20 protein-coding genes are annotated in these 26,837 nt (G+C 39.4%); 16 read left to right on the top strand and 4 right to left on the bottom strand.

The genetic code is table 11. The features are described from left to right. Together pssA and NIS_RS07535 are read left to right on the top strand one after the other, a co-directional pair. Positions 1-753, top strand: coding sequence for a CDP-diacylglycerol--serine O-phosphatidyltransferase (pssA, locus tag NIS_RS07540; protein WP_012082778.1), 753 nt, complete (start codon positions 1-3; stop codon positions 751-753). Positions 754-891: 138 nt separating this feature from the next. After that, on the top strand, positions 892-2,436 hold the full coding sequence (locus NIS_RS07535) for a 2-isopropylmalate synthase (RefSeq protein ID WP_012082777.1): 1,545 nt from the start codon (positions 892-894) through the stop codon (positions 2,434-2,436). Here NIS_RS07535 and NIS_RS07530 read toward each other — a convergent pair. The 3 genes from NIS_RS07530 to NIS_RS07520 are packed head-to-tail and all read right to left on the bottom strand — an operon-like array spanning position 2,433 to position 5,843. After that, positions 2,433-3,359, bottom strand: coding sequence for an EI24 domain-containing protein (locus tag NIS_RS07530; RefSeq protein ID WP_012082776.1), 927 nt, complete (start codon positions 3,357-3,359; stop codon positions 2,433-2,435). The two genes, NIS_RS07535 and NIS_RS07530, sit on opposite strands and share 4 nt — an antisense overlap. A 49-nt stretch (positions 3,360-3,408) precedes the next feature. Then, on the bottom strand, positions 3,409-4,752 hold the full coding sequence (locus NIS_RS07525) for an exopolysaccharide biosynthesis polyprenyl glycosylphosphotransferase (protein ID WP_012082775.1): 1,344 nt from the start codon (positions 4,750-4,752) through the stop codon (positions 3,409-3,411). Then, the gene (locus NIS_RS07520) at positions 4,749-5,843 is read right to left on the bottom strand and encodes a glycosyltransferase (RefSeq protein ID WP_041354058.1); all 1,095 of its coding nucleotides are present in this window, start codon (positions 5,841-5,843) and stop codon (positions 4,749-4,751) included. Before NIS_RS07520 ends, NIS_RS07525 begins: the two co-directional genes overlap by 4 nt. A 62-nt stretch (positions 5,844-5,905) precedes the next feature. Between NIS_RS07520 and NIS_RS07515 the strand changes: the two genes are divergently transcribed. From NIS_RS07515 to NIS_RS07485, 7 genes are read left to right on the top strand one after another with little or no spacing between them, the layout of a single operon-like run. Then, positions 5,906-7,615 carry a type I secretion system permease/ATPase gene (locus tag NIS_RS07515; RefSeq protein ID WP_012082773.1) on the top strand — a complete coding sequence of 570 codons (1,710 nt, stop codon included), beginning with the start codon at positions 5,906-5,908 and terminating at the stop codon, positions 7,613-7,615. Next, the gene (locus NIS_RS07510) at positions 7,615-8,901 is read left to right on the top strand and encodes an HlyD family type I secretion periplasmic adaptor subunit (protein ID WP_012082772.1); all 1,287 of its coding nucleotides are present in this window, start codon (positions 7,615-7,617) and stop codon (positions 8,899-8,901) included. The genes NIS_RS07515 and NIS_RS07510 overlap by 1 nt, the downstream gene beginning before the upstream one ends. After that, the gene (locus NIS_RS07505; RefSeq protein ID WP_012082771.1) at positions 8,891-10,189 is read left to right on the top strand and encodes a TolC family protein; all 1,299 of its coding nucleotides are present in this window, start codon (positions 8,891-8,893) and stop codon (positions 10,187-10,189) included. Before NIS_RS07510 ends, NIS_RS07505 begins: the two co-directional genes overlap by 11 nt. Then, positions 10,170-10,385, top strand: coding sequence for a DUF6447 family protein (locus NIS_RS07500; RefSeq protein WP_012082770.1), 216 nt, complete (start codon positions 10,170-10,172; stop codon positions 10,383-10,385). The genes NIS_RS07505 and NIS_RS07500 overlap by 20 nt, the downstream gene beginning before the upstream one ends. Then, complete coding sequence (locus tag NIS_RS07495) at positions 10,360-10,788, top strand: hypothetical protein (protein ID WP_148164083.1); 429 nt, start codon at positions 10,360-10,362, stop codon at positions 10,786-10,788. Before NIS_RS07500 ends, NIS_RS07495 begins: the two co-directional genes overlap by 26 nt. An 8-nt stretch (positions 10,789-10,796) precedes the next feature. Next, a complete protein-coding gene (locus tag NIS_RS07490) occupies positions 10,797-12,626 on the top strand; it encodes a zinc-dependent metalloprotease (RefSeq protein WP_012082768.1) in 1,830 nt (609 codons plus the stop codon). A 24-nt stretch (positions 12,627-12,650) separates the two neighbouring features. Continuing rightward, on the top strand, positions 12,651-13,823 hold the full coding sequence (locus NIS_RS07485) for an ABC transporter ATP-binding protein (protein WP_012082767.1): 1,173 nt from the start codon (positions 12,651-12,653) through the stop codon (positions 13,821-13,823). Here the strand turns inward: NIS_RS07485 and NIS_RS10080 are convergent. Then, positions 13,820-15,085, bottom strand: coding sequence for a methyltransferase domain-containing protein (locus NIS_RS10080; RefSeq protein ID WP_012082766.1), 1,266 nt, complete (start codon positions 15,083-15,085; stop codon positions 13,820-13,822). The genes NIS_RS07485 and NIS_RS10080 overlap by 4 nt on opposite strands. A gap of 41 nt (positions 15,086-15,126) precedes the next feature. Here NIS_RS10080 and NIS_RS07475 point away from each other — a divergent pair, with 41 nt between their 5' ends. The 7 genes from NIS_RS07475 to NIS_RS07460 all read left to right on the top strand — a co-directional run bounded on the left by NIS_RS07475 (position 15,127) and on the right by NIS_RS07460 (position 26,799). Then, positions 15,127-16,329: a glycosyltransferase gene (locus NIS_RS07475; RefSeq protein ID WP_012082765.1), complete on the top strand. Its 1,203-nt coding sequence runs from the start codon at positions 15,127-15,129 to the stop codon at positions 16,327-16,329. Next, on the top strand, positions 16,326-17,477 hold the full coding sequence (locus NIS_RS07470; RefSeq protein ID WP_012082764.1) for a glycosyl transferase: 1,152 nt from the start codon (positions 16,326-16,328) through the stop codon (positions 17,475-17,477). The genes NIS_RS07475 and NIS_RS07470 overlap by 4 nt, the downstream gene beginning before the upstream one ends. Before the next feature lie 84 nt (positions 17,478-17,561). Further along, positions 17,562-21,266 (top strand): beta strand repeat-containing protein, encoded by a 3,705-nt coding sequence (locus tag NIS_RS07465; RefSeq protein ID WP_012082763.1) that lies wholly within the window; start codon positions 17,562-17,564, stop codon positions 21,264-21,266. A gap of 167 nt (positions 21,267-21,433) precedes the next feature. Further along, complete coding sequence (locus NIS_RS10295; protein ID WP_158297280.1) at positions 21,434-21,577, top strand: hypothetical protein; 144 nt, start codon at positions 21,434-21,436, stop codon at positions 21,575-21,577. Between the two features lie 390 nt (positions 21,578-21,967). Continuing rightward, positions 21,968-22,111, top strand: coding sequence for a hypothetical protein (locus tag NIS_RS10290; RefSeq protein WP_158297279.1), 144 nt, complete (start codon positions 21,968-21,970; stop codon positions 22,109-22,111). After that, a complete protein-coding gene (locus tag NIS_RS10240; RefSeq protein ID WP_148164082.1) occupies positions 22,108-22,209 on the top strand; it encodes a winged helix-turn-helix transcriptional regulator in 102 nt (33 codons plus the stop codon). The genes NIS_RS10290 and NIS_RS10240 overlap by 4 nt, the downstream gene beginning before the upstream one ends. Before the next feature lie 96 nt (positions 22,210-22,305). Beyond that, positions 22,306-26,799 (top strand): beta strand repeat-containing protein, encoded by a 4,494-nt coding sequence (locus NIS_RS07460; protein WP_012082762.1) that lies wholly within the window; start codon positions 22,306-22,308, stop codon positions 26,797-26,799. Positions 26,800-26,837: the final 38 nt, after the last annotated feature.

Below are 26,837 nucleotides of genomic sequence, written 5' to 3'. Positions count from 1 at the left end.
TTGGAGAAGCCGTCTTTTGATATCCGTTATATCTTTCCAAACTTTTTTACGGCACTTTCAGCCTTTTTGGGGGTTATCAGTATCATAGCCTCCATTAGGGGCGATTTCGAGAAAGCGGCCTGGCTTATTTTTATTTCATTGATTTTGGATGGTATTGATGGAAGGGTGGCACGCCTTACCAATGCTACAAGTAAATTTGGTGTAGAGTTTGATTCTCTAGCCGATTTGGTTGCTTTTGGTGTTGCTCCGGCAATTCTTCTGTATCAAACGATGGGCTCCTCATTTGGAAAGTATGGCTCTATGGTTGCTGCTTTGTTTGTCGTTTTTGGAGCGATTCGACTTGCCAGATTCAATGTAATGTCTCCAGCCAATGAACCTTCGGTATTCATTGGAGTGCCTATTCCAAGTGCCGCTGTTTTTGTCGCAGGATGGACGATGCTTTATCTGAAATACCATCTTGTGTATGCGAAATTTTTTATTCTTACAGGTGCGCTTTTTGTCGCTTTTTTGATGGTGAGCAACATCCGCTATCCAAGTTTCAAAAAAATCGATCTGCACAAGAATCAGGTGATCAAAGTACTTGTGATGATGATCGTTTTATTGGCTCTTCTTTATCTTTTTCCGGCCGAAGTGGTGACATTTGGTATTACAATTTATATTTTAGCCGGTGTAATCAGAGCTGGCTACTACCTTTTTACAAAGAAAATTCGATATAATAATGGAAAAAAATTATCAGGAGAAAAAGGTGAGTGAAACTGGTGTCATAAAAGCTCAGAAATATCTCCCAAAAATTGAGATAAAAAATCACCTTCTGCATCTTCTCTAACACTCTTTATTACACCTTATTGTATACTACTTACAAAATTTTCATGATTTTCAAAGGATGAAAAAATGGCTGAAATAGTAAAAATTTTTGATACTACATTGAGAGATGGAGAACAGAGTCCCGGTGCTTCTATGAATACAGAAGAGAAGATTCAGATAGCCAAACAGCTTGAAAAATTGGGTGTGGATGTCATTGAAGCGGGATTTGCTGCAGCAAGTCCCGGGGATTTTGAAGCGATACGAAAGATCAGTGAGGTGGTACAAAAAAGTACCGTCTGTTCATTGGCCAGGGCTCTTGAAAAAGATATCAAAGCGGCGGGCGAGGCTATTGCACCGGCAAAGCATAAAAGGATTCATACATTTATCGCAACCAGTCCTATTCATATGAAATATAAACTTCGAATGGAACCGGATGAAGTGATAAAGCGGGCCGTAGAAGCGGTACAGTATGCAAAAACCTTCGTAGAGGATGTGGAGTTTAGCTGTGAAGATGCCGGTCGAAGCGAGATGAGCTTTTTAAAAGAGATCATATTGGCAGTGATTGAAGCAGGAGCCGGTACCATCAATATCCCAGATACTGTTGGATATCGTTTTCCTCACGAAATGGGCGAGATGATCAAAGAGCTTCATGAAACGATTCAAGATAGAGCCGTCATCTCTGTACATTGTCACAACGACCTTGGATTGGCGGTAGCAAACTCACTCTACAGTGTTTTAAATGGTGCGAGACAGGTGGAATGTACGATCAATGGACTTGGTGAGCGAGCCGGTAATGCCGCTTTGGAAGAGATCGTTATGGCGATAAAAACACGAAAAGATATTTTTGGGGATATCGATACCAATATCAATACAAAAGAGATCTATCCTACAAGCCGTCTTGTTGCGGCTATAACTGGAATCGAACCGCAACCAAACAAAGCGATTGTAGGTAAAAACGCTTTTGCCCATGAAAGCGGAATCCATCAAGATGGCGTTTTGAAACATCAAGAGACCTATGAAATCATGCGTGCCGAAGATATCGGTTTGGATAAAAACGCGATCGTTCTTGGAAAACATTCGGGCCGTCATGCCTTTAAAAAGAAAATTGAAGAGCTTGGATTTAGTTTAAGTGAAGAGGAGATCAACAAGGCGTTCGAACGTTTTAAGATGCTGGCGGATAAGAAAAAAGAGGTGACCGATGATGATATCCGGATGCTCATTACCAATGAAATTGCCAGTGCACCGGAGGTCTATAAACTCAAAAAACTCCAGATCAATGATTGCAGTGAAGGGGTGCCGAGTGCCGCAGTTACCGTGGAGTATGAAGGAAAAGAGATTACAGATGCCGGAATTGGTGACGGTACCATCGATGCGATCTTTAAAACGATAGATAGAATTACCGGTGTACAGGGAAAACTGAACGATTATCAGGTGATTGCTGTGAGTAAAGGAAAAGATGCGCTAGCCAAAGTGGTGGTGAAAGTGGTGTTCGATGAAAACAAACCAGCCGTTATCGGACATGGTCTGAGCATCGATACGATGATAGCAAGCGCGAAAGCCTATGTAGGAGCACTCAACAGCTATATCTCCATGAAAGATATGCTGCGGACAAAAAGGGATGAAGAGATTTAGAGCTCTTCATCCCTTGTCTCGATAATCCAGTGAAAATAGAGATCCATAATAAAAAATGGTGTGAAGATATTGATAATAGGGATAAAATTTAAAAGAGCCGAGACGAGTGAAGCCGAGAGAAGGTAGGCTTTGTGTTCTTTTAATTTTTCATACTCACTCTGTGTACATAGATAGGAACAGACACCCAAAAAGGCGGATTCTTTGTAGAGCCATGCCCAAATAAACCAGACAGCTAGAAAGTTTGCTATCGGGATAAAAAGAATCGGTAGGATTGCGATGGATGCCAGAAAAAACCAGAAAATATCCCAATACAGCCTAGCATACGCTTTGGTTTGGGAGATGTCTGTGCGTGAGAGTTCCATATCTCCTAAGTGCTTCTCCATCATTGCCCTTAAAAAGGCTTCTCGAAAAACGAAGATTGTAAAATATTCGGTGATCAAAAAGAGGTTGTAAAAAAGGTAGAATGCCAGCAACCAAGAAAGACCTTGAGCAACTGTGTCGAAGGGCAAAATGGTAAGAAATCTTTGTATTTCATGGTTCAGCCATGGCCATTTCACAAGAATAAAAAGCGCCCAGACAACTGCAAATATCATAATGAGTGTAAAGTTGATCGCTTCAAACCGGCTCTCTTTTTTGCCTCCCAGTAAAAAACCGCTAAAAAGCCCTATAAAAAAGGCATAGCTTACCAGTACGGCTACAAACCAAAGAAAAAAGGTGATGATAAACGCACCGTTTGCTCTAACGATAGAAAACGGTATCCAAGTGATAATTTCTGTCGTAAAATGTGTCACAGGCCCCCAAAATATCCAAGCCAACCCCAGCCATACCAAAAGCAGCGGTATTCCAGTAATCAGAGCGAGCTTTATTGTATCGAGGCTCAGCATATCGTTGATGGTTTTGACAATGAATTTGTTGATTTTCATGGCACAATCTCCTTTGAGCCATTATAGTTCTTATTCGGTAAAAAACTTCTTAGTAGCTTCCTTTCCGAGAAAGTACGATAACTACAGTTTTCAACAATATCAAAATATCTATTTCCAAAGACCAGTTACGTACATACCATACATCAAGTTTGACCCGTTCGTCAAAATCAAGCTCATTCCTGCCACTCACTTGCCATAATCCCGTAACTCCCGGGCGAACAGAACAGTAATAAGAGAAAAACTCCCCAAAAAGCTCTGCTTCTTGAGGAAGAATGGGACGAGGTCCTATGAGCGACATATCACCTTTGAGAATATTTACAAGTTGTGGCAACTCATCCAAAGAGCTTTTTCTCAGGAATTTTCCTATTGATGTAATTCTTGGATCATTTTTGAGTTTTCGATAGCGTTTATACTCCTCTTTGGCTTCGGGATGAGCTTGAAGATACTCCTCAAGGACTTTTTCGGCATTATCTACCATGGTCTTAAATTTGTATATTGTAAAGGGTTTTCCATCCTTGCCGATCCTTGTTTGGGTAAATATAGGATTTTTCTTTGTTTGTATCCATATAGTAAGATAGATTCCACTCATTACAGGCAACGAAACCAGAAACAAAATTGAAGCAAAAGAGAGATCGAAAAATCGCTTGATTGTTTTATCGACAGGATTGAGGAGTCTGTTTTGGATAAAAAAAGCTAGACCTTTATGGTGAATGGAGTTGATGATCTCTGCATGAAAAAGAGGCATCGTCGATATTTTGGGAAGCATTATGATACGGCTGATTTTTGGTTGGATAACATCAATCAGATAGAAAACTTTTGATAATTTGTTTGAAGCGATAACGACAGCATAAAAACGATTATTGCTGATTATTTTTTTGATGAGATCTTTTTGTTTATGCAGTGGTATCTCGCCAAGAAGTACAATATTTTTTATGCGAAAACCAAAACCGTTTTCTTTGGAAAACCATCTTTCTATCTGTTTTTTTCCATCTTGATCGCAAATAGCCAAAACATCTACTTGAAACCATCTGTTGATGAGCATTTTTTTTATGAAATACAGAGGTATGGGAATGAAAAGATTGAGAAAAAAATAGACAATAACTATGATTTTTGAATTTGAATCAATAGAAGCCGTTAAGAACATTATGGAAAAGATTGTTATGAGTGCCAATGTATTGGCTTTGAAGATGAGATACGTTTCGGAAAGACTGACCATTCTTCTATTGAGGAGTTTAAAAAGAGCATAATAGAGCAGATATATTACCATCATCCAACTGTACGTATGCCATGGACAGTTGCACCCTTTCCATACTCCTACTATCAAGAAGGTTAGTTCCAAATTGATGAACAACAGTATCAAAAAAGAGAGTATTCTAAACAGGACAAATTTCAATGATACGCCTTTTCTTTGATAAAAGTTTGCATTTCCTTCATGAAACGCTCTTTGGAAAAACTTTTTGCATGGTTTGCAATGGTTGTAAAATCAAATGTATCATATATCGATTCGAAATGTTCTACCGCCTTTTGTAAGGCTTCAATACTCTGCTTATGGAAGTGGACACCGGTGATACCGTCGATCACACTTTCTGCCGTTCCCCCCATTCCCAAAGCGATGATCGGCGTACCGCAGGCTTGTGCCTCCACAGGTGCTATGCCAAAATCTTCGATTGCAGCGTATACAAACCCTTTTGCTTTTTGAAGAGTTGCGATCACCTCCTCTTTTTGTATCCATCCCTTGAATTCGATGTTTTTCGCTGCCATAGCTTCCAGACGTTTTCGCTCTTCTCCATCTCCTATGACAAGCAATCTTTTTCCATTTTTCGCAAAAGCCTGGACGATCAAATCAACTCTTTTGTAAGGAACCAGTCGACTCATAGTCACATAATAATCCTCTTTTTCTTTGCATAAGGTAAAAGATGTGGTATCGACCGGCGGATAGATGACTGTTGCATCACGATTGTAAATATTTTGGATACGTTTTTTGACAAAGTGTGAATTTGCTATGAAATGATCCACGCTTTTGGATGTTTGAAGATCCCATTGTTGGAGATATTTTGCAGTTGTTTGTGCCAAAGGATAAAAAAGAGTAGGAATGTTGCGAAAGTACTCATCTTTCAAATCCCATATGTATCGAATGGGGGTATGGCAGTAGCATATATGGATTTGATTTTCATCTTTTCTGATCCCTTTGGCAAAAGCCCAGGAACTGCTGAGGATCAGATCATACTTTTTTAAATCAAAAGATGCTATTGCTTTTGGAAATAGGAGAAGATATTTTCGAAAATGTTTTTTGGAAAATGGCAGATGCTGTATAAATGAAGTGGTAACATGAATATCTTGCAAAATCTCTCTTTTTGATGATTCGTCCAAAAATTCGACAATGGAAAAAAGATCTGCATTTGGAAAAAGTTCTATCAATGCAGACAAAACCTTTTCCGCTCCTGCATTTGTCACAAGCCAGTCATGCACTATCGCTACGTTCATCATTAACTTTTCTCATAGGTTTTGGTGCTATAATATCAAAAATTTTTCCAAGGACACACAAATTGCAACAAATCAACGTCTCTTCCATAAAAAAAGAGCCTCGTGACGAAATTCGAAAAGTTCTGTCAAAATTCCGCTCTATCTTTATCCAAGTCGGAATTTTCAGCTTTTTCATAAATATTTTGGTGCTGGCGGCACCTATATATATGCTTGCGGTCTACGATATCGTTATGCCTGCTAAAAGTCTGGATACCTTGATGGTGGTAACTGCTGTTATCATCATGTTTTTTATTGCTATGGGACTTTTGGAGTATGTGCGAAACAAGATAATGATCATAGTTTCGAACAAGCTGGATGCTGCGATGAATCAGCGCGTCTATCATGCGGCGTTTGAGATGGCTTTGAAATATCCCGGCAAAGGAACAGCAGAGCCTATCAATGATCTTAATACCATCAAAAACTTTTTGCACGGTCCTGGGCTTCTCTCCTTTTTTGACGCACCATGGTTTCCGATCTATCTTGGGATCATGTTTGCATTTGATCCTATTTATGGGATTTATGGCGTCATAGCAACCCTTATTATCATTCTTTTTACGGTAGTCAATGACAAGGTGACAAAAAAGGGATTGCAAGAATCCATAAGAGCACAGAAAAAAGCCCAGCAGCACTTGACAAATCAGCTGCAAAATGCAGAAGTAGTTGAAGCGATGGGTATGAGGAAGCCCCTTTTCAAAAGGTGGATGAAAGAGTATTACCAATTTATATCCACCCATACTGAAGCCAACGCGAAATCAGCCCTCTATACGAACCTTTCCAAATCTTTTCGTATGATGTCCTCTTCGCTTATGTATGGAGTCGGGGCTTTGTTGGCAATTTCTGGGCACATCAGCCCCGGGATGATCATCGCCGGAGCTGTTCTTCTTGGCCGGGCACTGGCTCCCATATCTCAGATGGTTGCAACATGGAAAAGCTTTACAGCTGCTAAAACATCCTATAAAAAACTCAATGAACTCTTGAACGAATTTGAAGAGGCGCCTAAAAAGATAGAGTTGCCGGAGCCAAAAGGTAATGTCACATTGGTCAACGTTGTGACCATTCCTCCACTTAGTAAACAGGCTGTTTTAAAAAATGTATCCCTTCATATCAATGCAGGCGAGATGGTGGGCGTAATAGGTCCTAGTGGTGCTGGAAAATCGAGTCTTGCAAAGACGATGCTTGGTGTTTGGAAAGTGGCAGCAGGTGAGGTGAGACTTGATGGTGCCGAGATGAGTCAGTATGACAGGGATACGCTTGGAAAGTACATCGGTTATCTTCCTCAGGATATCGAGCTTTTTGAAGGTACGATCGCCGAAAACATTGCTCGTTTTACAGAAGCCGATGATGCAAGGATCATAGAGGCGGCGCAGATGGCTGGAGTACATGAGATGATTTTAAAAATGCCTGATGGATACAACACCAAAATAGGTCCAGGAGGTGCGACCCTTTCAGGTGGTCAAAGACAACGTGTCGGTTTGGCCCGTGCCATCTTTGGTGACCCGAAATTGGTTATTTTGGATGAGCCAAACTCCAATCTGGATGATGCTGGGGAAAAAGCGTTGATGCAAGCACTCATGAGACTGAAGGAAAAAGGGACAACAGTTGTATTTATCACCCATAAAATTCCCCTGCTCAATCTTGCTGATAAAATAGCTCTTCTTCGTGATGGAATGCTTGCAATGTATGGACCAAAAAACGAAGTATTTGCCAAACTCAATCAAAAAGGCCGAAAATAATGGAAGATCTCAATCAAAAACTTACCCATAAGCATGTTTCACGTTTTGGCATCCTTATTATCTTTTTGATATTTGGTCTGTTTGGGATATGGGCGGCATTTGCTAAGATTGACCTTTCTGTGAATGCACCAGGAGAAGTAATAGTACAGAGTTACAAAAAGACGGTCATGCATCCAAAAGGAGGTATTGTAAGCAATATAGATGTTCATGAAGGGGATGAAGTACAAAAAGGTCAAACACTCATTCAGCTTGATGTTAATCAACTCAAAGAGCGACTAGGGGAGGCAGAGTCGAATTATCAGCATCTTTTGGCCCAAAAGGCTCGTATAGAAGCAGAACTTCATGACAAAAAACATATCCAGTTTCCAAACGATATTTCAGAGGATATAAAAAAGGCTGAGAGTACGATCTTTCAAAATAGACGAACCAATCTTAAAAATCGACTCGATGATCTAAAGTATCAGATCAAAGAACTCAAAGAAGCGATAAAGTCTTATCAAACCTCACTTGAGTACAAACAAAAACTGCTTGATTCTTATAAACAGGAGCTTCAAAAATGGCAAAATCTTTTTAAAGAGGGTCTTGTAGATGAGCTCAAAATCTATGATCTGAAACGAAAAATTGACCAGGTCCAGGATGATATAGAAACATTGCAGTCGCAAATCAAGCAAAAAAAAGCGACTATTGAAGAACTGCAAAACAAGATGAAACTGATAGTCAGCGAATACAAAAAAGAACTTCTTGATACTTTGAAAAAAGACGAGATGCAGTTGGCGTCTTTGAAAAGCAAAATAGCCATCTATAAAGATGAAATAGAAAAAAGTTCTATTAAGGCTCCTGACAGAGGAGTGGTTGTGGATATGCAGGTCCATTCATCGGGGGAAGTTATTTTACCTAATAGACCAATCCTCTATGTCGTGCCAAAAAATGAAAAACTGATCATTGAAGCAAAGATCTCTCCTATGGATATAGATAAGGTCCATGTAGGACAAAAAGCGGAAATCCACTTTGCATCCTATGTGGATCCATCAGCAAAACCTGTATACGGAAAAGTGATCTATGTATCGGCAGATGTTATCAAAGATCCGAAAGATCCGAGAATACAATACTATAAAGCTTTGATAGAGATAACGCCAGATGGGATGAGGGCCATAAAAGAGAATGGATTTAAAGTTATGCCTGGAATGCCAGTCACTGTTTTTATCAAAGCGGGACAAAGAAGTTTTATCTCTTATCTTTTAATGCCTCTAGAACAGCTTCTCAAGGGAGCATTCCATGCGAATTAGTCTCCTTGTTTTTTTTATGATAAGCTTTGCAGGGGCACAGAGTCTTGAAGATATCGTTTTAAAAGCGATGCAAAACAATTACAAGTTAAAGAGCCTCGAACACTCCATCAAAGCATCGAAATATAGAAAACAAGGTGCAATGAGCAATTTTTTCCCTTCTCTAAGTGCATCGGGTAGCTACGGAAAAGATAAATACCACTATGAATATCCTACGAGAAAGATTTACTACGACTCTTCTGTAACATCATATTCGATATCCATGAAGCAACCGCTTTATGAGCCAAAAATCTATGCAATGATCCACGAAACCAAACTCAAAGAGAAGTATGCGAAACTGCAAAAAGAGGCTTTTACAAATGATTTGTTACGCGAGATAACAAATACCTATATCGAAGGGGTTTCTCTTCGTTCTCTTATAGCGCTTTCCCAAAAAAAGAGTTTCAATAACCAAAAAATGGTTCGAGATATCAAAAGGAAGATGGAGTTGCATCTTGCAGCTAAAAGCGACTATCTCTATGCCATCGCGAAATACGAACAGGCCAAAAGTGATGTTTCTCAGTTTCGTTTGGCTTTACAAAACGTGATCAGAAAACTAAGTCTCCTTACAAACGATATAATAGACGATATCACTTTTTCCGATATAAGTGACAGTGTGTTGAATATAGAACTTCCCAAAACCGATATAGAGAAAAATCCGGAACTGATGCTTTACAGTCTCAATACGAGTATTGCAAAAAACGAGATCCAAAAAAGAAGGTATCAGCGTTATCCCTCTTTGGACCTATCGGTTTCCTATGGGGATACTGTCAGTGGCGACTCCATTACAAGGCGAAGCAACTCAAGAGCATTTTTGGAATTGAATCTCCCCATTTTTAATGCACCGCTTAATCACTCTATCAAAGAAGCTATAGAGCTTTATAATTCAGCGAAATATGATTACTTGGATAGAAAAAACAACTTTGCAATTCAAAAAAAACAGAGTGCCACAAATATTGTTTCTTATCAAAAAATGCTTCAAGCCGACAATCAAAATATTGAAAGTTATGCTACATACTTGAAGAAGGCAAAACTCTCTTACGAAAACCACCTTATTTCTATCATAGATTTTTACAAAGCACAAAACGATTATTATGATGCTGTCATGCAAATGATCAAGCACAAGAAAACCCTTTTGCAAGAATATGTCAACTATCTTTCTATAGGTGGCAAATTGGATCTGCAGCAAGCAGTTATGATACAATTTCTTTACCTAAAAAAAAGGAGTTTATATGGCGACAGTAACGATTGATGGCAAAGAGTATGCGATCGAAGAGCTTCCCGATGCGGCTAAAGCACAGATCATGAACATTCAGTATGTGGATCAAAAGATAGCCGATCTCAAATCGCAAATTGCTGTAATGACAGCTGCAAGAGAGTACTACTCTACACTTCTCAAAGCCAATTTGCCAAAAGAGGGTGATGACACTGTCAAGTATGAAGAGTAAAGAGCAGCTGATTGCAAAACAGTTTACTCCCGTTTATGACGAGCGGGAGGACAGACTGCGACTTATTGTCAATCTCAACTACCCAACCCGGTATGATCTGTGGATCACAAGAGCTTTTTTGATAAAACTTCTGGATGAGTTATCGAAATTTGCGTTGCCTGACATTGAAGAAGAACAACCTTCGACCAATCAATCAGACTTAAATGAGCCTGCGATATATCCAAACACGAATACTCCATACCTCGTAGAATCGGTGAATATCACACCAACCGGGGATGGTTTTGCCATCACGATAGAAGATGGCTCTACCCAGATTGTAACGACATTGAGCGCGCAGGAACTCAAAAAGCTCATTTCACTCATTCTTCGTACTGTCCGTTTTGCCTGGGGACTCTACTTTTAGGAAATTGCATGAATCTTGATCAGGTTATAAAACTCTACATTGCACTTTTTGACAGAGCCCCTGAAAAAGAGGGGGTGCACAATTGGTACGAAGCTGCTATTGTAAATGGATGGGATGAAGGACAAATTGCCCAAAACATGATCTATGCAGCTCAGGAGGTGGTTAACTCCAATCCAGACTACCTCACTATCTATCCCCAGTATGCACATGTAGATACGAATGATCCAAATGCTGTTCGTTCCATCATCGAATCCGTTTATGTTTCCCTGTTTGACAAAACCTATCAAGATGATCCAAAAGGGATTGACGGATGGGTAGGAGCAGTTTTGGAGGGTCAAAATATCGGAAACATTATTGCAAGTATTATCTACGTAGCTGATGGAATAGCCAATGGGACTATATCTGCGGATACGCAAACAGTAGCGCACGCTTTGGCTTATAAAAACAAGATAGAAGTAGGAAAATATGTAGCACAAAAATCACCGACTTTTTTGGGCGATTTTGATATATACCAGTCCTTTATCAAAAACGTAACAGATGATGCTGAGAGTGTTGCAGATGCTATTGTTGACATAAACAACTATTTTGATTCATCAGTAACTTCCTATGATGCATTGCCTCTTGAAGTACGCTCCCTGCTAATCGATCAGGGAGCAAAAATCGATAAAGATATTATCACATATAGTTTCCCACAGGTAATGCCTTTAGAGTATCAAGATGAAATTTCCTATTCAAACCATTGGCAACCTTTGAATCTTATCGATCAGTCAAGGGTTCGGGAAGCGTTTCATGAACTTGGTTCTGTTTTGGGTGTCCGTTTCGAAGAGGTCGATAGCAATGGCGATATACGCTTTTCCAAAGTAACGCCTTCATCCCAGGATGAAGCGGGGTTTGCCGTACAGGAGATTTATGACGGTAAGATGGTGACGAGCGGTGTAGGAAGTGACATCTTTCTAGCAAACGATTACGATGTCATCGCTGCGCCAAAAGATGTCATTTTGCATGAGATCGGACATGCTTTTGGTCTCAAACACCCATTTGAAGGTAGTCCAACGATGCCTTCATCATATGATAACACACTCTATACGATAATGAGTTATACCCAGGAAGAAACAGCATTGCCTGAGATTACCATGAAAAATCTTGGCGATAGCTTTGAATACACTGTCCAGACAGATCCTATCGGCAGAAAAAGTATCGGTTATTATGATCTGTTGGCTTTGCGATATCTTTACGGTTCGACCGAACATGATCTAACAAATGAAACCTATGATATATCCGATCTGTACAATCAGCATGCTTTTGCCCATATCGTCGATGACGGGGGCATTGATACAGTGGTGCTTGATAGTCAGGAGCCGGCTTATATCGATCTTCGAGGAGGAGAGTTCCTATCAAGCATTGGTGATCATTTGCCGTTCAACTCCATCAAGCAGCAGATTCAAGAGCAGATGAGTTTGGAAGATATTCCAAGTTCCTATTTTGATGATATCTATGCAGGCGTTTTGGATATCATCCAACAAAATCCATCGTTCAAAGCACAAATCTATCAAGGGAAAAATGTCGTCACGTTACCTGAAAATTCCATAGAAAACATTGTAGCCACAGGCGCAGATGAGATCATCTACGATAATGCCCTGGACAATCGCATCATAACCGGATCAGGCAATGACATCATCTATGTCTCACAAGGAGACGATACAATCGATGGAGGGGAAGGGATTGATACAGTCTATCTTCCCGATAAGCAGTATCAAGAAATTCAAACAGATGGAATACTCTATCTTGTTTCCGATGATCAGGTCATCGCTTTGCAAAATATTGAGCATATCGTATAAGGAGTTGTCATAAACGCTCTTGAAGTGAGAAATCTTACAAAAATCTATAAACTCTACAAAAAGCCATCCGATCGGCTTGTAGAGATCTTTTTCAAAACGAAAAAACACCGTCTCTTTTATGCAAACAAAGATATCTCCTTTGACCTTCACCAAGGTGAAACCCTTGGTATCATCGGTGTCAACGGTGCAGGCAAATCAACGCTTCTAAAGCAGATAGCCGGTGTTATATCTCCCACGTCTGGAGAGATTCGCTCGTTTGGACGCATTACAGCTCTGTTGGAACTTGGCACAGGATTTAATCCCGAATTTAGCGGAAGAGAAAATATATATCTCAATGGCATGCTCATAGGTCTTAGCAAAGCAGAGATCGGTGAAAAGCTACAAAGCATCATAGATTTTAGCGAACTTGAATCCTTTATCGATGAGCCGCTGAAGACATATTCTTCCGGTATGGTGATGCGACTTGCGTTTTCTATAGCCATCCATTCGGATCCTTCTATCCTCATAGTAGATGAAGCCCTCTCGGTAGGAGACGCTCACTTCAGTGCGAAGTGTACCAAAGCCCTCAAAGAACTCAAAGAAAAAAAGCTGAGCATTATCTATGTTTCACACGATCTAAACTCTTTAAAACTTCTTTGTGACAGGCTCATCTTGCTTCACAAAGGAGAGATAGCCTATGAAGGCGATCCCGAAAGTGTTATCAACAAGTATAACTTCCTTATAGCGAAACTCAACCAAGAAGAGATGATCACGGACTCCTGCAACGCTTTTGGAACGATGGAAGCAAAGATTACAAAAGTCACAGTGAAGGGGCTTGATTCTGGCTCTTCCACCGTAACATCGGGAGAAACAACCCATATCGACATTACCATTGAAGCGAAAGAACCTATCAAAGACAAAACCGTAGGTGTTCTCATTCGAGACAGATTTGGTCAAGATATTTTTGGAACAAACACCGCCTTGTACAACAAAACCGTCACGCTGCAGCCAGATAAAACATGCAACGTCCGGTTTACTCTGCCTATGAACATAGCCCCCGGCAAATACACCATATCCGTTGCCCTCCATCAGGACAAAACCCATCTCGACGAATGCATCCACTGGATCGACAGAGCGTGTGAATTTGAAGTGGCCGGCTTTAAAGAGCGCTACTTTGCCGGACTGTGCAGGCTTGAGCCAGTAGTCGAGATTCTTTAGCCTTTTTTGGCTATCAAAGCGTAGTCGCTGTAATTTTTCTCTTTCTCAGGACTCAACGCCTTGGGCATAGAGTAGATGACGCGGATATCTTCAAATCCATGATAGGCAAGCAGTGATGCAGCAAGCTCCACAGGAACAGGTTTTTTGTGGGTGGGGTCGATATAGAAGTTGTTGAAAGCTTCACAAAATTTCGGATTGACAGTCTCTACAAGAATGATTCCCCCTTTTTCCAGCCTTTCATAGGCAAGAGCGAAAAATCTGCTGATTGCTTCAAACTTCATATGTTCGATTACCTGCAAAGCAGATATGCCTCCAAATTTTTCTTTGCTTTTTTCCAAAAACTCGATCGCCTCGCTCTGCTCTGTATCCAAAGCTTTCTGTTTGCAGATACGTAAAGCAGGTTCATGTATATCGATTCCCTTTGCCTTTATACCGGCATCTCTTAAAATCTCTAAAAATTCCCCTCTTCCGCATCCCACATCGAGCCACGTTTTGTCTTGCAGGGTTTGCTTATCCAAAAACTGCAGATAGATTTTCTGCTTTTCTTTGACCAGTACTGCAGGATAGTAATGCTCTTCCAGCATTGTGTAAAAGTCCTCGTTTTTCTTTTCAAAGGAGATTGTTTGTGAATAGAAAAAAGGAAGATTTTGTATGGGTGTCAGTTTGTGAAGTTCTTTATCTATTTGTAAGATTGCGTGATCGAGGTTTTGAAATCTCCCCTCTATCTCATTGAGTTCATCCATCACAATCTGCTTAAATCCCCGAAGCTCTTCATCCCTCTTTTCAAAAACAGTTTGCAACTTTGAAAGATCGTGGGAACTTTTTTGCACCACATCTTCCAGGATGCTCATCTTTTGTGGCAGTTTCCATAGATAATACAAGATCTTTGCCAGATACCCGAAAAAAGGAACGGAAAAAAGAAGTGTTGCGACATATCTTTTCTTTGCTCCAAGAAGCGTTACATTTTTTTCTCTTCCTTCTGGACTGTAGCGTAAAAGTGACACGATCTCTGTTTTGTTTCTTTTGCCGCTACGAAGAAGACGAAGGTAATGGTGCATTCCTTCAGTATCCGGGGCTCTTTGAAGAAGAGCTTCGTAAGCGTTGCGGATAAACTCCTCCTGGCTGTATTTTGTGAGACCCTCGTAGGTATACACCCCTTTTGGTACAAAGCTCTCTTCGGGTTGTAAAGGCTGAAAAATTTTTTCCCATTTTCTCTTTTTTGCTCTTTGTACGATCTCTTTTTTTAGATGCTCTAAATCCATTCTTCCCTCTTTGGTATAATTTCGTCAAAAAAAGGAACTCTTTGCTCTATATCGATGTCACTTCTCTGATGTGCTGGAACAGAGCTCCTGTTGGTATCATAAAAACCCAGCTTGAGCTTGTCAGATATACTTTGCAAAACGATCTGGCAAATTATACCTTCTTTGACAAAGATGGGAAAAGCATCCATAGAGTTGATGAATCCCATGTAAGAAAAAAGATCGAATCGATCGAAAACAACACTTCATATGCATTCAACCTTTCATCAGCCAAGCCTGAAAAGCCAAGTCCATCCTTTTTCCATCTTGCAGACACCTTACATGAGGCAAAAGTTTGGCAGCATCCCTTTACGAAAGAGGATGTCTACATATCGATAGGACTAGACTGGGATTATAGCGATTATGAGATTCTTTACTGGATCAAAAAAGAGATAGGATTTTCTTTTGTTGGGGCACTTTACGATCTCATTCCTGTAACCCATCCTCAATATGTTGCATCTTTTGGTTTTTCACAGCTTTTTACGAAACATATCCTAAATCTCATCTATCTAAGCGACAAAATCTTTTGTATATCCGACTTTTCAAAATCGCAGCTTCAAGCCTTCGTCCAGACAAACAACATCCAAAAACTGCCCATCATTAAAACGATCCATCTTGGAGATAACATTCCAAAAAGCGTAAATCTAAAGCTTCCGCAACGTCCACACGATCCAAACAACTTTTGTCTCTATGTCAGTACTGTTGAAGCAAGAAAAAACCACATTCTTCTTTTGAGACTCTACGATGCATTGATCCAAGAAAACATTGATGCGCCCGATCTAGTCTGTGTAGGGATGCGGGGCTGGGGAGTGGATGAGGTCTTTTCATTTTATGAAAGCCGTCCCTATCTCAAAAACAGAGTCTACTTCTATGAAGATGTCAGTGACGGCGAACTCCATTCACTCTATCAGCAAACTCGATTTTCCCTTTTTCCTTCTCATATAGAGGGGTGGGGACTGGCAAGCAGAGAATCGCTGCTCTTTGGCAAGCCTGTTCTCATATCCGAAGCCGAGGCTCTCAAAGAGGCTACGCAAGGCCTCGCCCTTAGCCTTCCAAACGATATCGACTACTGGATCGAAGCTTTCGAGATGGTGCAATCTGATACTCTTTTGCAGGAGTGGTCTAATATGATACAGAGTCGCTTCAGACCAAGAAGTTGGGAAGAGTTTGCACAGGAGTTCATAACTTTTGTAAAGGAAGAGCAGTGAAGATACTCTATCTCCTTCCCTATCCCATTCACAATCCACTGCATGGAGGACAGATCCGCGCAAAGAAAATATATGAAAAACTAAAAACCTTTGCCGATGTCACGTCTGTAGTGGTGACACACTCTCTCTATACCGACAGGGCAGAACAAGATTTTATTATCCCAGAAAAAAAACTCAAAAAATATCTTTTCGATCCATTTTCCCACGATATAGCTTTGAGTCTTTTTTTAAAAAAAAAGTTTCATATTCCAGCAAAACTTAAAAAGATACTTGAACAAAAATATGATGTGATCATTCTCGAACAGCCTTGGCTCTATCCTCTTGTAGAACAAAAAGATGCAAAACTTATTTACTCTTCACAAAATGTGGAGTACCTCACCAAACAAAATATATTGCAAAAACATGGCATTCAAAAGAGTCTATCTGTAGACAATACAAAAGAGCTGGAGACAAAGCTCTTGCAAAACGCCGATGCAGTGATAACGGTGAGCAAAGAGGATGAAAAGCGTTTCAGATCGATCTCTTCAAAGCCTCTTTACATCAGGGCGTTAAATGGAGTAGAACCGCCTCCTATAAAAAATCCTTATCTTGATGAAGTGTCGCATATCAAAATCATCCTTTTTGTGGGTAGCGCTTATCCGCCAAATGCTATAGGTTTTTGGGAGATGATGCAGAGCTTATCATGGCTTCCACCGGATGCGGTAGTGGCAGTTGCCGGAAAAGTAGGAGAGATGCTTTTTGACTATCTGCCTGCTGAGTATAAGATATACGAATCGTACATACGAAGTAGAGTCAAGCCTTTGGGAGCTTTGGAAACGACAAAACTCCAGGCACTGTTGTATGCGGCCCATACGATTGTCTTGCCTATTACATCGGGAGGTGGATCAAACCTTAAAACGGCGGAAGCTATCGTCTATGCAAACCATATCGTAGCCACTTCTTTTGCCATGAGAGGATATGAACCATTCAAAGATTTTTCGTTTATCGATGTCCAAGACGTTCCAAAATCATTTCAAAAATCGGTTTTAAAAACGTTGGAAAAAGAGAAATACTCTCCCACCTCCACACAAAAAAAAGAGATAGAAAAACTTTTTTGGGACAATACTCTAAAAAATCTGGAAAAAATTGTTCAGCTTAGCGAAAATTAAACAAACTTTTAGTTTTTTTTACAAAATTTGTGTTATAATTTTTCGTGTAATCAAAAATATGTTAATCACGACAAAGGAGAAAGTATGGCATTGACAAAGAAGCAGGTGGCGCAGTTATACGTTGCGTTGTTTGACAGAGCACCTACAAAGAGCGAGTTGGACGGGTGGTACAACGATGCTACCACGAACAATAAAGATATGAACACATTGGCTGGAGATATGCTGTATGCTGCGCTTCAAGTAGTAGACAGTGATTCGGATGCTGCGGCAAACTATCCACAGTACGTAAATCTTGATCCATCAGATAGAACTCAAGTAAAAACTGTAATCGAAAACGTTTACAAGCTTTTACTTGGAAAAGACTACACCCAGGATCCTCAGGGAATCGATGGATGGGTAGATAACGTTATCAATAACGGGGGAACATTCAAAGCCCTTGGAGACACACTTGCAGGTATCGTATACGTTGCTGAGCAATATGCGACCGGAGCGATCCAAACAAACGATCCAGATACTTTGAAAGCTGCAAAAGCGTTCGAGAACAAATCTGACGTAGCACTCTACGTAGCGGAAAACGTTCCAAATCCAGATCCGGATGGCGACGGAAAGATCAACTTCGACACTTTCAAAAACATCGTTGCGAGCGTTACAGACGATCCAGCGACAAAAACTGCTGCAGAGCAACAGGCAGATGATTATGTTCCAGTAAGCGTTGAACTCACAACAGGAAAAGACACAATCGTTGGAAGCGAAGCGGCTGACACATTCACTGCAGACATTCTTACTCTCAATGACGGCGACAGTATCGATGGCAAAGGCGGTATCGATACACTTAACGCTACAATCAATACTGACATTTCAAATGCTGTTGCTGTAAAAAACGTTGAAAAAGTAAATGTGACTTCTTACGGTGCACACAGTATTGATATGAAATACTTTAGTGGGGTAGACACTCTTGCTTCTATTGAGTCTACAGGACAAATCACGTTGACCAATGTGGCTTCTTCATCTATGGGATTGAAGCTCAAAGGTGTCAATCAAAGCATTAACGCGACATATTCTGATCTAAGCGGAACAAGTGATATATTGAAAGTGACTCTTGAAGATACTCAAAATGCAGCAGTTACAGTAAATGCTGGATTTGAGAGTGCAGAAATCACTGCAAATGGTGCAAGCAATGAAGTGGATACATTTAATGCTGCAGGTGTAAATACACTCACAATTAAAGGGGACAGTTCAGTTACTTTTGATAGAACACAGGATCCTATCCAATCTATTCAAAATATTATTATTAAAGATGCGAAAGCAATAAATCTTGCCAATTTAAGTGATGTGAAAACATTAACGGCATCAGACAATACTGATGGAATTTCTACTGGTATTGATACTGGCACAGATGGATTTGTAGATAGCGATAAAATTACAGCTAACAGTAATGGTGCTACTGTTACACTTGGAAGCGGTGATGATAACATTGTATTTAATGACAGTGCAAATAGTGGAAAAACCAATACACTTATACTTGGCGCAGGTAATGACAAGCTTACATTTGAAAAAGGAAGCGGTAATAACACTATCCTTGCGAAAGAGGGTGACGATCAAATCCTTATTAGCGACACAAATACCGCTATAAGCAATTCGGCAGATTATTTTGATATGGGTGATGGGGATGACACTATCATTGTAAATAATAATGAAAGTAACAACTTTGTATTAAAAGATGTAGAGAATTTAACACTTAAAAACAGTGCGACTGGGACAAATACAATTTCTTCTGCGAATAAAGCGCTTAAAGTGACGGCAGAAGTAGGTAATGGTACTACAGCTACAGGACCGGTTGATGTGCAGGGGTTGACAGCCGGCTCGACAGTTACTATTAACAATGCAAAAGATGCAACTGGCGGTGTAAATGATATCAAGGTAGGATTTGCTAGTACTGAAGCGGCGACTACTATAGATGTAAATGCGAAAGTAACTTCAGCTGGAACTGGAATTACTGTATCCAAAGTAACAGATTTGACTCTTGATTTTGCAGATGCTGTTGACCTAACAAATGCGACAGATGATCTCACAATCGATGATACTAAAAAGCTTACAATCAATGCATCAAAAGCTTTGGATTTAGGAACTGGTATATCAAATGTGACTGCTGGTGACAAACTAGAGGAGATCAAAGTAACAGGTTCTGATGCAGTGGATATGGGAAAAATTCTAAACAGTGACAAACTAAAAACTGTTAATATTACTGCAACAAAAGATTTGACAATTGATGATTTTAAAGATGTTCGAGCATTAACTGATTTGACATTAGAAGGTAAATCGGTAACTGTCGGTACTACTAGTACACAAGCAGCAATTGGTACAAATACAGCAGCAGATGCATTAAACAGTGTATCAATAACTGCTACAAATGGAGATGTTAAACTGCAATCATCTACTAATAATGACAAACTTATCAATGCTAAAGAGCTTGGAACTGTTACAATCAGTGCGGACAAGGGAAGTATTTACGGTAATGACCAAACTGTCAGTAGCACTGATGGAGCATACTTGGTATATGCTCAAGATGAAAACGGAATCACAGTTAACTTAAGTGCGAAAAGCAATATCAAAGCATTTGATGGAACAAACTCAGGGGCACTTGTAGTTGAAAACACAAAAGGAAATGTAACAGCTACACTTTCCGGAGATGCTGCAGCTAATATAGTTTACAATACAGGAACAGCTACTGGTGCAACAGGAGCTGTTAGTCTTAACGCTTCCAATCTAAAAGGTGGATTGACTGCTGTTGTGAGCAATACTGATTCCGATTCAATTACAACGTCATCAAGTATTTCTCTTGGTGCAAAAGATGCCAATACGCAAAATACAGTTACAGTTGCTGGAACAGTAGATACATTGACAGTGAATGGAAGTGGTGGTAAAGATACGATTACGCTTGGAACCAGTTCAACTACAGATAAATTCCAAACTGCTACAATTTCACTAGGTGCGGGTGCAGATACGCTTGATGTAAGCAATTTGGATCCATATGCTACAGATTCTGACAGTGATGATGGTGTAGCTGCAAACTTTGGAAGCTCAAGCCACACATTTACAGAGACAGATTCTGCAAACAATACATCTGTAGCGGCAAATACAGTTGTGCAGTATGATCACGATGCAGCTAAAAAAGTTGTAGCAGATGGTTTCAAAATCACTACATCTGGTGTCGATAAATTTGTAGGAACTGACAACAACGACTATATCATCGCTAACTCTACCGGTATGACTATTGATGCTAAAGATGGGGATGATACTATTGCTCTTGGAGCAGGTAGTGATACAGTTGTGTTTGGAACAAATACTACTAACGGGGATGATGATATAAATTCATTCAATGATAATGATAAACTTGATTTAAGTGCATTAGCAACTGCTGTAAAAGGTAGTGCATTTGCTTCTACTGATTTAGTAGCAAATGAAGATGTAAATGATGGAACAGGTGATTTAAATGGTAAAGTTGCAGTAATTTATGATAGTGCTAGTGGAGTTGATACACTTTCTTCTGCTTCTCAGATTACAACTACTGCTAACTCAGCAAATCAAATCACAATTAGCGACAATGGAAAAGCATTGGTTATATGGGGTTCTTCAGCAACTGATCATATCCTGGAAGTATATTATGTTGCTGATACAGATAGTACTTCTTCACAATCCTGGTCAATTACACATCTTGCTACAGTAAGTGGTACGGATGATTTGACAGTGAGTGATTTGGATACATTTAATAATGGCATTCTCTCTTAAATCATAATTCAATTCTCCAATCCCCCCCCCTAAAAAAAGGGGGATCAGGGGACTTACAATGCCTACAGCACAACAACAGAAAAACAACAACAAACATAAAAAGGGTCAGAAACGGATAAGAAACGGATACAGGGGTCAGGGCTTGAAAAGTTGAATAAAGGTTTACAATGCCAAGACGAGTAAGGATTGAAGAACCGGGATTTTACTACATTATCAACAGAGGCGTTGAAAGAAGAAAAATATTTTTATCCAAAGAGGATAAAGATACTTTTTTTGAAAATATAAAAATACTTTTTGAAAATATCATGTAAAGAATTTAAATTTTACAAAGTAATTTTACAAAGTTACGTTTTGATGGACAATCACTATCATCTGCTCATTCAGACTTCTAAGAAAAATCTATCAGACGTTATGCGACAGGCAAACTCAAAATATGCAATGTATTTCAATAAAATATAATAGAGTAGGGCATCTGTGGCAAGAAAGATTTAAATCTTGGATAGTTTTTGATGAAAATTATCTATTTACACTTTTTAAATATTTTGAACTAAATCCAGTAGAAACAAAAATTACTGATAGATTTGTCTATTTTACAGAAGCTTTTTGTTTGATTTACTAAATAATACTCTTTTGTCTTGCTCAAATGAAAGCATTTTTTTGCAGTATGAATTACAAGATATTCTTTCTTTACTGATGTTGAATTGAAGGAAAAAGACAAAGAGACTTTTAAACGTATTCAACAAGAAAACAGAGCAAAAAGAAAATATTTTCTTGATTTAGAAGAGCCAAAGATAGAAGAATTTTATCAAGAGAGTATACAACAAAAATTCAAAGAAATGAAATGATAAAAAAGGCTTATGAAAATGGTATCAAGCAGTCAGAAATTGCTAATTTTTTGGGTCTTTCGATATCAAGTATCAGTAAAATTGTAAAAGAGGATTAATGCTTATCAATAAAAGATATTAATTTCTGCATTATTTATCTCTATTTAACAAAATATTTTCTATAATGGATTAAATATGCTGACAAAGGAGAAAGTATGGCATTGACAAAGAAGCAGGTGGCGCAGTTATACGTTGCGTTGTTTGACAGAGCACCTACAAAGAGCGAGTTGGACGGGTGGTACAACGATGCTACCACGAACAATAAAGATATGAACACATTGGCTGGAGATATGCTGTATGCTGCGCTTCAAGTAGTAGACAGTGATTCGGATGCTGCGGCAAACTATCCACAGTACGTAAATCTTGATCCATCAGATAGAACTCAAGTAAAAACTGTAATCGAAAACGTTTACAAGCTTTTACTTGGAAAAGACTACACCCAGGATCCTCAGGGAATCGATGGATGGGTAGATAACGTTATCAATAACGGGGGAACATTCAAAGCCCTTGGAGACACACTTGCAGGTATCGTATACGTTGCTGAGCAATATGCGACCGGAGCGATCCAAACAAACGATCCAGATACTTTGAAAGCTGCAAAAGCGTTCGAGAACAAATCTGACGTAGCACTCTACGTAGCGGAAAACGTTCCAAATCCAGATCCGGATGGCGACGGAAAGATCAACTTCGACACTTTCAAAAACATCGTTGCGAGCGTTACAGACGATCCAGCGACAAAAACTGCTGCAGAGCAACAGGCAGATGATTATGTTCCAGTAAGCGTTGAACTCACAACAGGAAAAGACACAATCGTTGGAAGCGAAGCGGCTGACACATTCACTGCAGACATTCTTACTCTCAATGACGGCGACAGTATCGATGGCAAAGGCGGTATCGATACACTTAACGCTACAATCAATACTGACATTTCAAATGCTGTTGCTGTAAAAAACGTTGAAAAAGTAAATGTGACTTCTTACGGTGCACACAGTATTGATATGAAATACTTTAGTGGGGTAGACACTCTTGCTTCTATTGAGTCTACAGGACAAATCACGTTGACCAATGTGGCTTCTTCATCTATGGGATTGAAGCTCAAAGGTGTCAATCAAAGCATTAACGCGACATATTCTGATCTAAGCGGAACAAGTGATATATTGAAAGTGACTCTTGAAGATACTCAAAATGCAGCAGTTACAGTAAATGCTGGATTTGAGAGTGCAGAAATCACTGCAAATGGTGCAAGCAATGAAGTGGATACATTTAATGCTGCAGGTGTAAATACACTCACAATTAAAGGGGACAGTTCAGTTACTTTTGATAGAACACAGGATCCTATCCAATCTATTCAAAATATTATTATTAAAGATGCGAAAGCAATAAATCTTGCCAATTTAAGTGATGTGAAAACATTAACGGCATCAGACAATACTGATGGAATTTCTACTGGTATTGATACTGGCACAGATGGATTTGTAGATAGCGATAAAATTACAGCTAACAGTAATGGTGCTACTGTTACACTTGGAAGCGGTGATGATAACATTGTATTTAATGACAGTGCAAATAGTGGAAAAACCAATACACTTATACTTGGCGCAGGTAATGACAAGCTTACATTTGAAAAAGGAAGCGGTAATAACACTATCCTTGCGAAAGAGGGTGACGATCAAATCCTTATTAGCGACACAAATACCGCTATAAGCAATTCGGCAGATTATTTTGATATGGGTGATGGGGATGACACTATCATTGTAAATAATAATGAAAGTAACAACTTTGTATTAAAAGATGTAGAGAATTTAACACTTAAAAACAGTGCGACTGGGACAAATACAATTTCTTCTGCGAATAAAGCGCTTAAAGTGACGGCAGAAGTAGGTAATGGTACTACAGCTACAGGACCGGTTGATGTGCAGGGGTTGACAGCCGGCTCGACAGTTACTATTAACAATGCAAAAGATGCAACTGGCGGTGTAAATGATATCAAGGTAGGATTTGCTAGTACTGAAGCGGCGACTACTATAGATGTAAATGCGAAAGTAACTTCAGCTGGAACTGGAATTACTGTATCCAAAGTAACAGATTTGACTCTTGATTTTGCAGATGCTGTTGACCTAACAAATGCGACAGATGATCTCACAATCGATGATACTAAAAAGCTTACAATCAATGCATCAAAAGCTTTGGATTTAGGAACTGGTATATCAAATGTGACTGCTGGTGACAAACTAGAGGAGATCAAAGTAACAGGTTCTGATGCAGTGGATATGGGAAAAATTCTAAACAGTGACAAACTAAAAACTGTTAATATTACTGCAACAAAAGATTTGACAATTGATGATTTTAAAGATGTTCGAGCATTAACTGATTTGACATTAGAAGGTAAATCGGTAACTGTCGGTACTACTAGTACACAAGCAGCAATTGGTACAAATACAGCAGCAGATGCATTAAACAGTGTATCAATAACTGCTACAAATGGAGATGTTAAACTGCAATCATCTACTAATAATGACAAACTTATCAATGCTAAAGAGCTTGGAACTGTTACAATCAGTGCGGACAAGGGAAGTATTTACGGTAATGACCAAACTGTCAGTAGCACTGATGGAGCATACTTGGTATATGCTCAAGATGAAAACGGAATCACAGTTAACTTAAGTGCGAAAAGCAATATCAAAGCATTTGATGGAACAAACTCAGGGGCACTTGTAGTTGAAAACACAAAAGGAAATGTAACAGCTACACTTTCCGGAGATGCTGCAGCTAATATAGTTTACAATACAGGAACAGCTACTGGTGCAACAGGAGCTGTTAGTCTTAACGCTTCCAATCTAAAAGGTGGATTGACTGCTGTTGTGAGCAATACTGATTCCGATTCAATTACAACGTCATCAAGTATTTCTCTTGGTGCAAAAGATGCCAATACGCAAAATACAGTTACAGTTGCTGGAACAGTAGATACATTGACAGTGAATGGAAGTGGTGGTAAAGATACGATTACGCTTGGAACCAGTTCAACTACAGATAAATTCCAAACTGCTACAATTTCACTAGGTGCGGGTGCAGATACGCTTGATGTAAGCAATTTGGATCCATATGCTACAGATTCTGACAGTGATGATGGTGTAGCTGCAAACTTTGGAAGCTCAAGCCACACATTTACAGAGACAGATTCTGCAAACAATACATCTGTAGCGGCAAATACAGTTGTGCAGTATGATCACGATGCAGCTAAAAAAGTTGTAGCAGATGGTTTCAAAATCACTACATCTGGTGTCGATAAATTTGTAGGAACTGACAACAACGACTATATCATCGCTAACTCTACCGGTATGACTATTGATGGTGGTGCTGGTAATGATATAATTGAAGGTGGCGCTGGTAATGATGTGATTCGTGGAGGCGCTGGTATTGACAACATAAGTGCTGGTAATGGAGATGATATTATTGTAGTAGTAGGAAGCGGTGGAAGTTACACTTCAGATCCTGCTGCTGGGACAGGTGCTGCGAAACTTGGATTGACTCAGTCTGATTTGAACAGTGGCAATGATGATGGAAGTGGTGAAACATATGATGGAGGAGCTGGAAGTAACGATATACTAGAAATTTGGGGAAATGTTGATACTACAAATGATTCATTGAGTAATATCGAACATATTTATACCAATTCAACTCTAACAATCAATGCTACTCAATTAAATACCCTCGCAACACAAGCAGGAGGTACTGTAAATGTTGATTTATTAGATAATAACTCCACCATAATTTTGGCAGATATCGATCAGTTGTCAAATACACAAATTACAAATTTGTTAAATGTTCTGAATCAAACAGATTTTGATTTTAACGGAACAACAGCTGTTATAAGAACTGATCAAATGAATTTTGATGTTAATCTTGATAGTAATGTTGACGCAGATGACTATTTTTCAATGACTTCAGGAGAGCTTGGAACTACTGGTGCTGATACGATTGATGCATCTAGTGCGACTGTAGGAAAATTAATCTGGGGTGGTGGCAATGATGATATCCTGACAGGTGGTACAGTATCTGATTTAATAGTAGGCGGAAGTGGTAATGATACAATAAAAGGTGGAATCGGTAATGACATCATTATGGGCAATACTGGAAGTGATACAATCAAATATGATTCAGCTTCTGAATTAGGCGATATATTGTTAGATTTTACAGCAGGTTCATTAGCAAATGGTGGTGATATACTTTCGTTTGCTTCTGCTATGGCAAAAGTAGGGGACTTTAACACTATTGAAGAAATAGCGGGGGCAGCTGCTTTGGGAGCTGGTGCCGGCAATGATGGTGATGTCATTGTGGTAACAGGAGGGGATACAAATAGTATTAATACATCAGGAGGTGCATTAGTAGCAATAAATAGTACTTTTGCTGCAGGTGGCAATGAAATAGCTACAAACGCTGAAATGCTGCTCATTTTTAATGATGACACAGATGGTGATGGTACTGCTGATCAAGTATCCATTTATTATGCAACATCCAATGGAGATGCTGATAATGATTTTGAATCAGCAGCACTGGTTGGAACAGTAGCTGCAACAACATCTGGACCATTAGCAGCTACTGCAGATCTTCAAGGTGTATTCGTGGATGACAACTTTGCTATTCATTAGAAATATCAAAAGAAATATCAAATCATTCTCAATGGAGC

This window comes from Nitratiruptor sp. SB155-2, assembly GCF_000010325.1.
Taxonomy (GTDB): Bacteria; Campylobacterota; Campylobacteria; order Campylobacterales; family Nitratiruptoraceae; genus Nitratiruptor.
The sequence above is the reverse complement of the archived record's forward strand: the minus strand, read 5'-3'. Positions and strand labels throughout refer to the sequence as shown.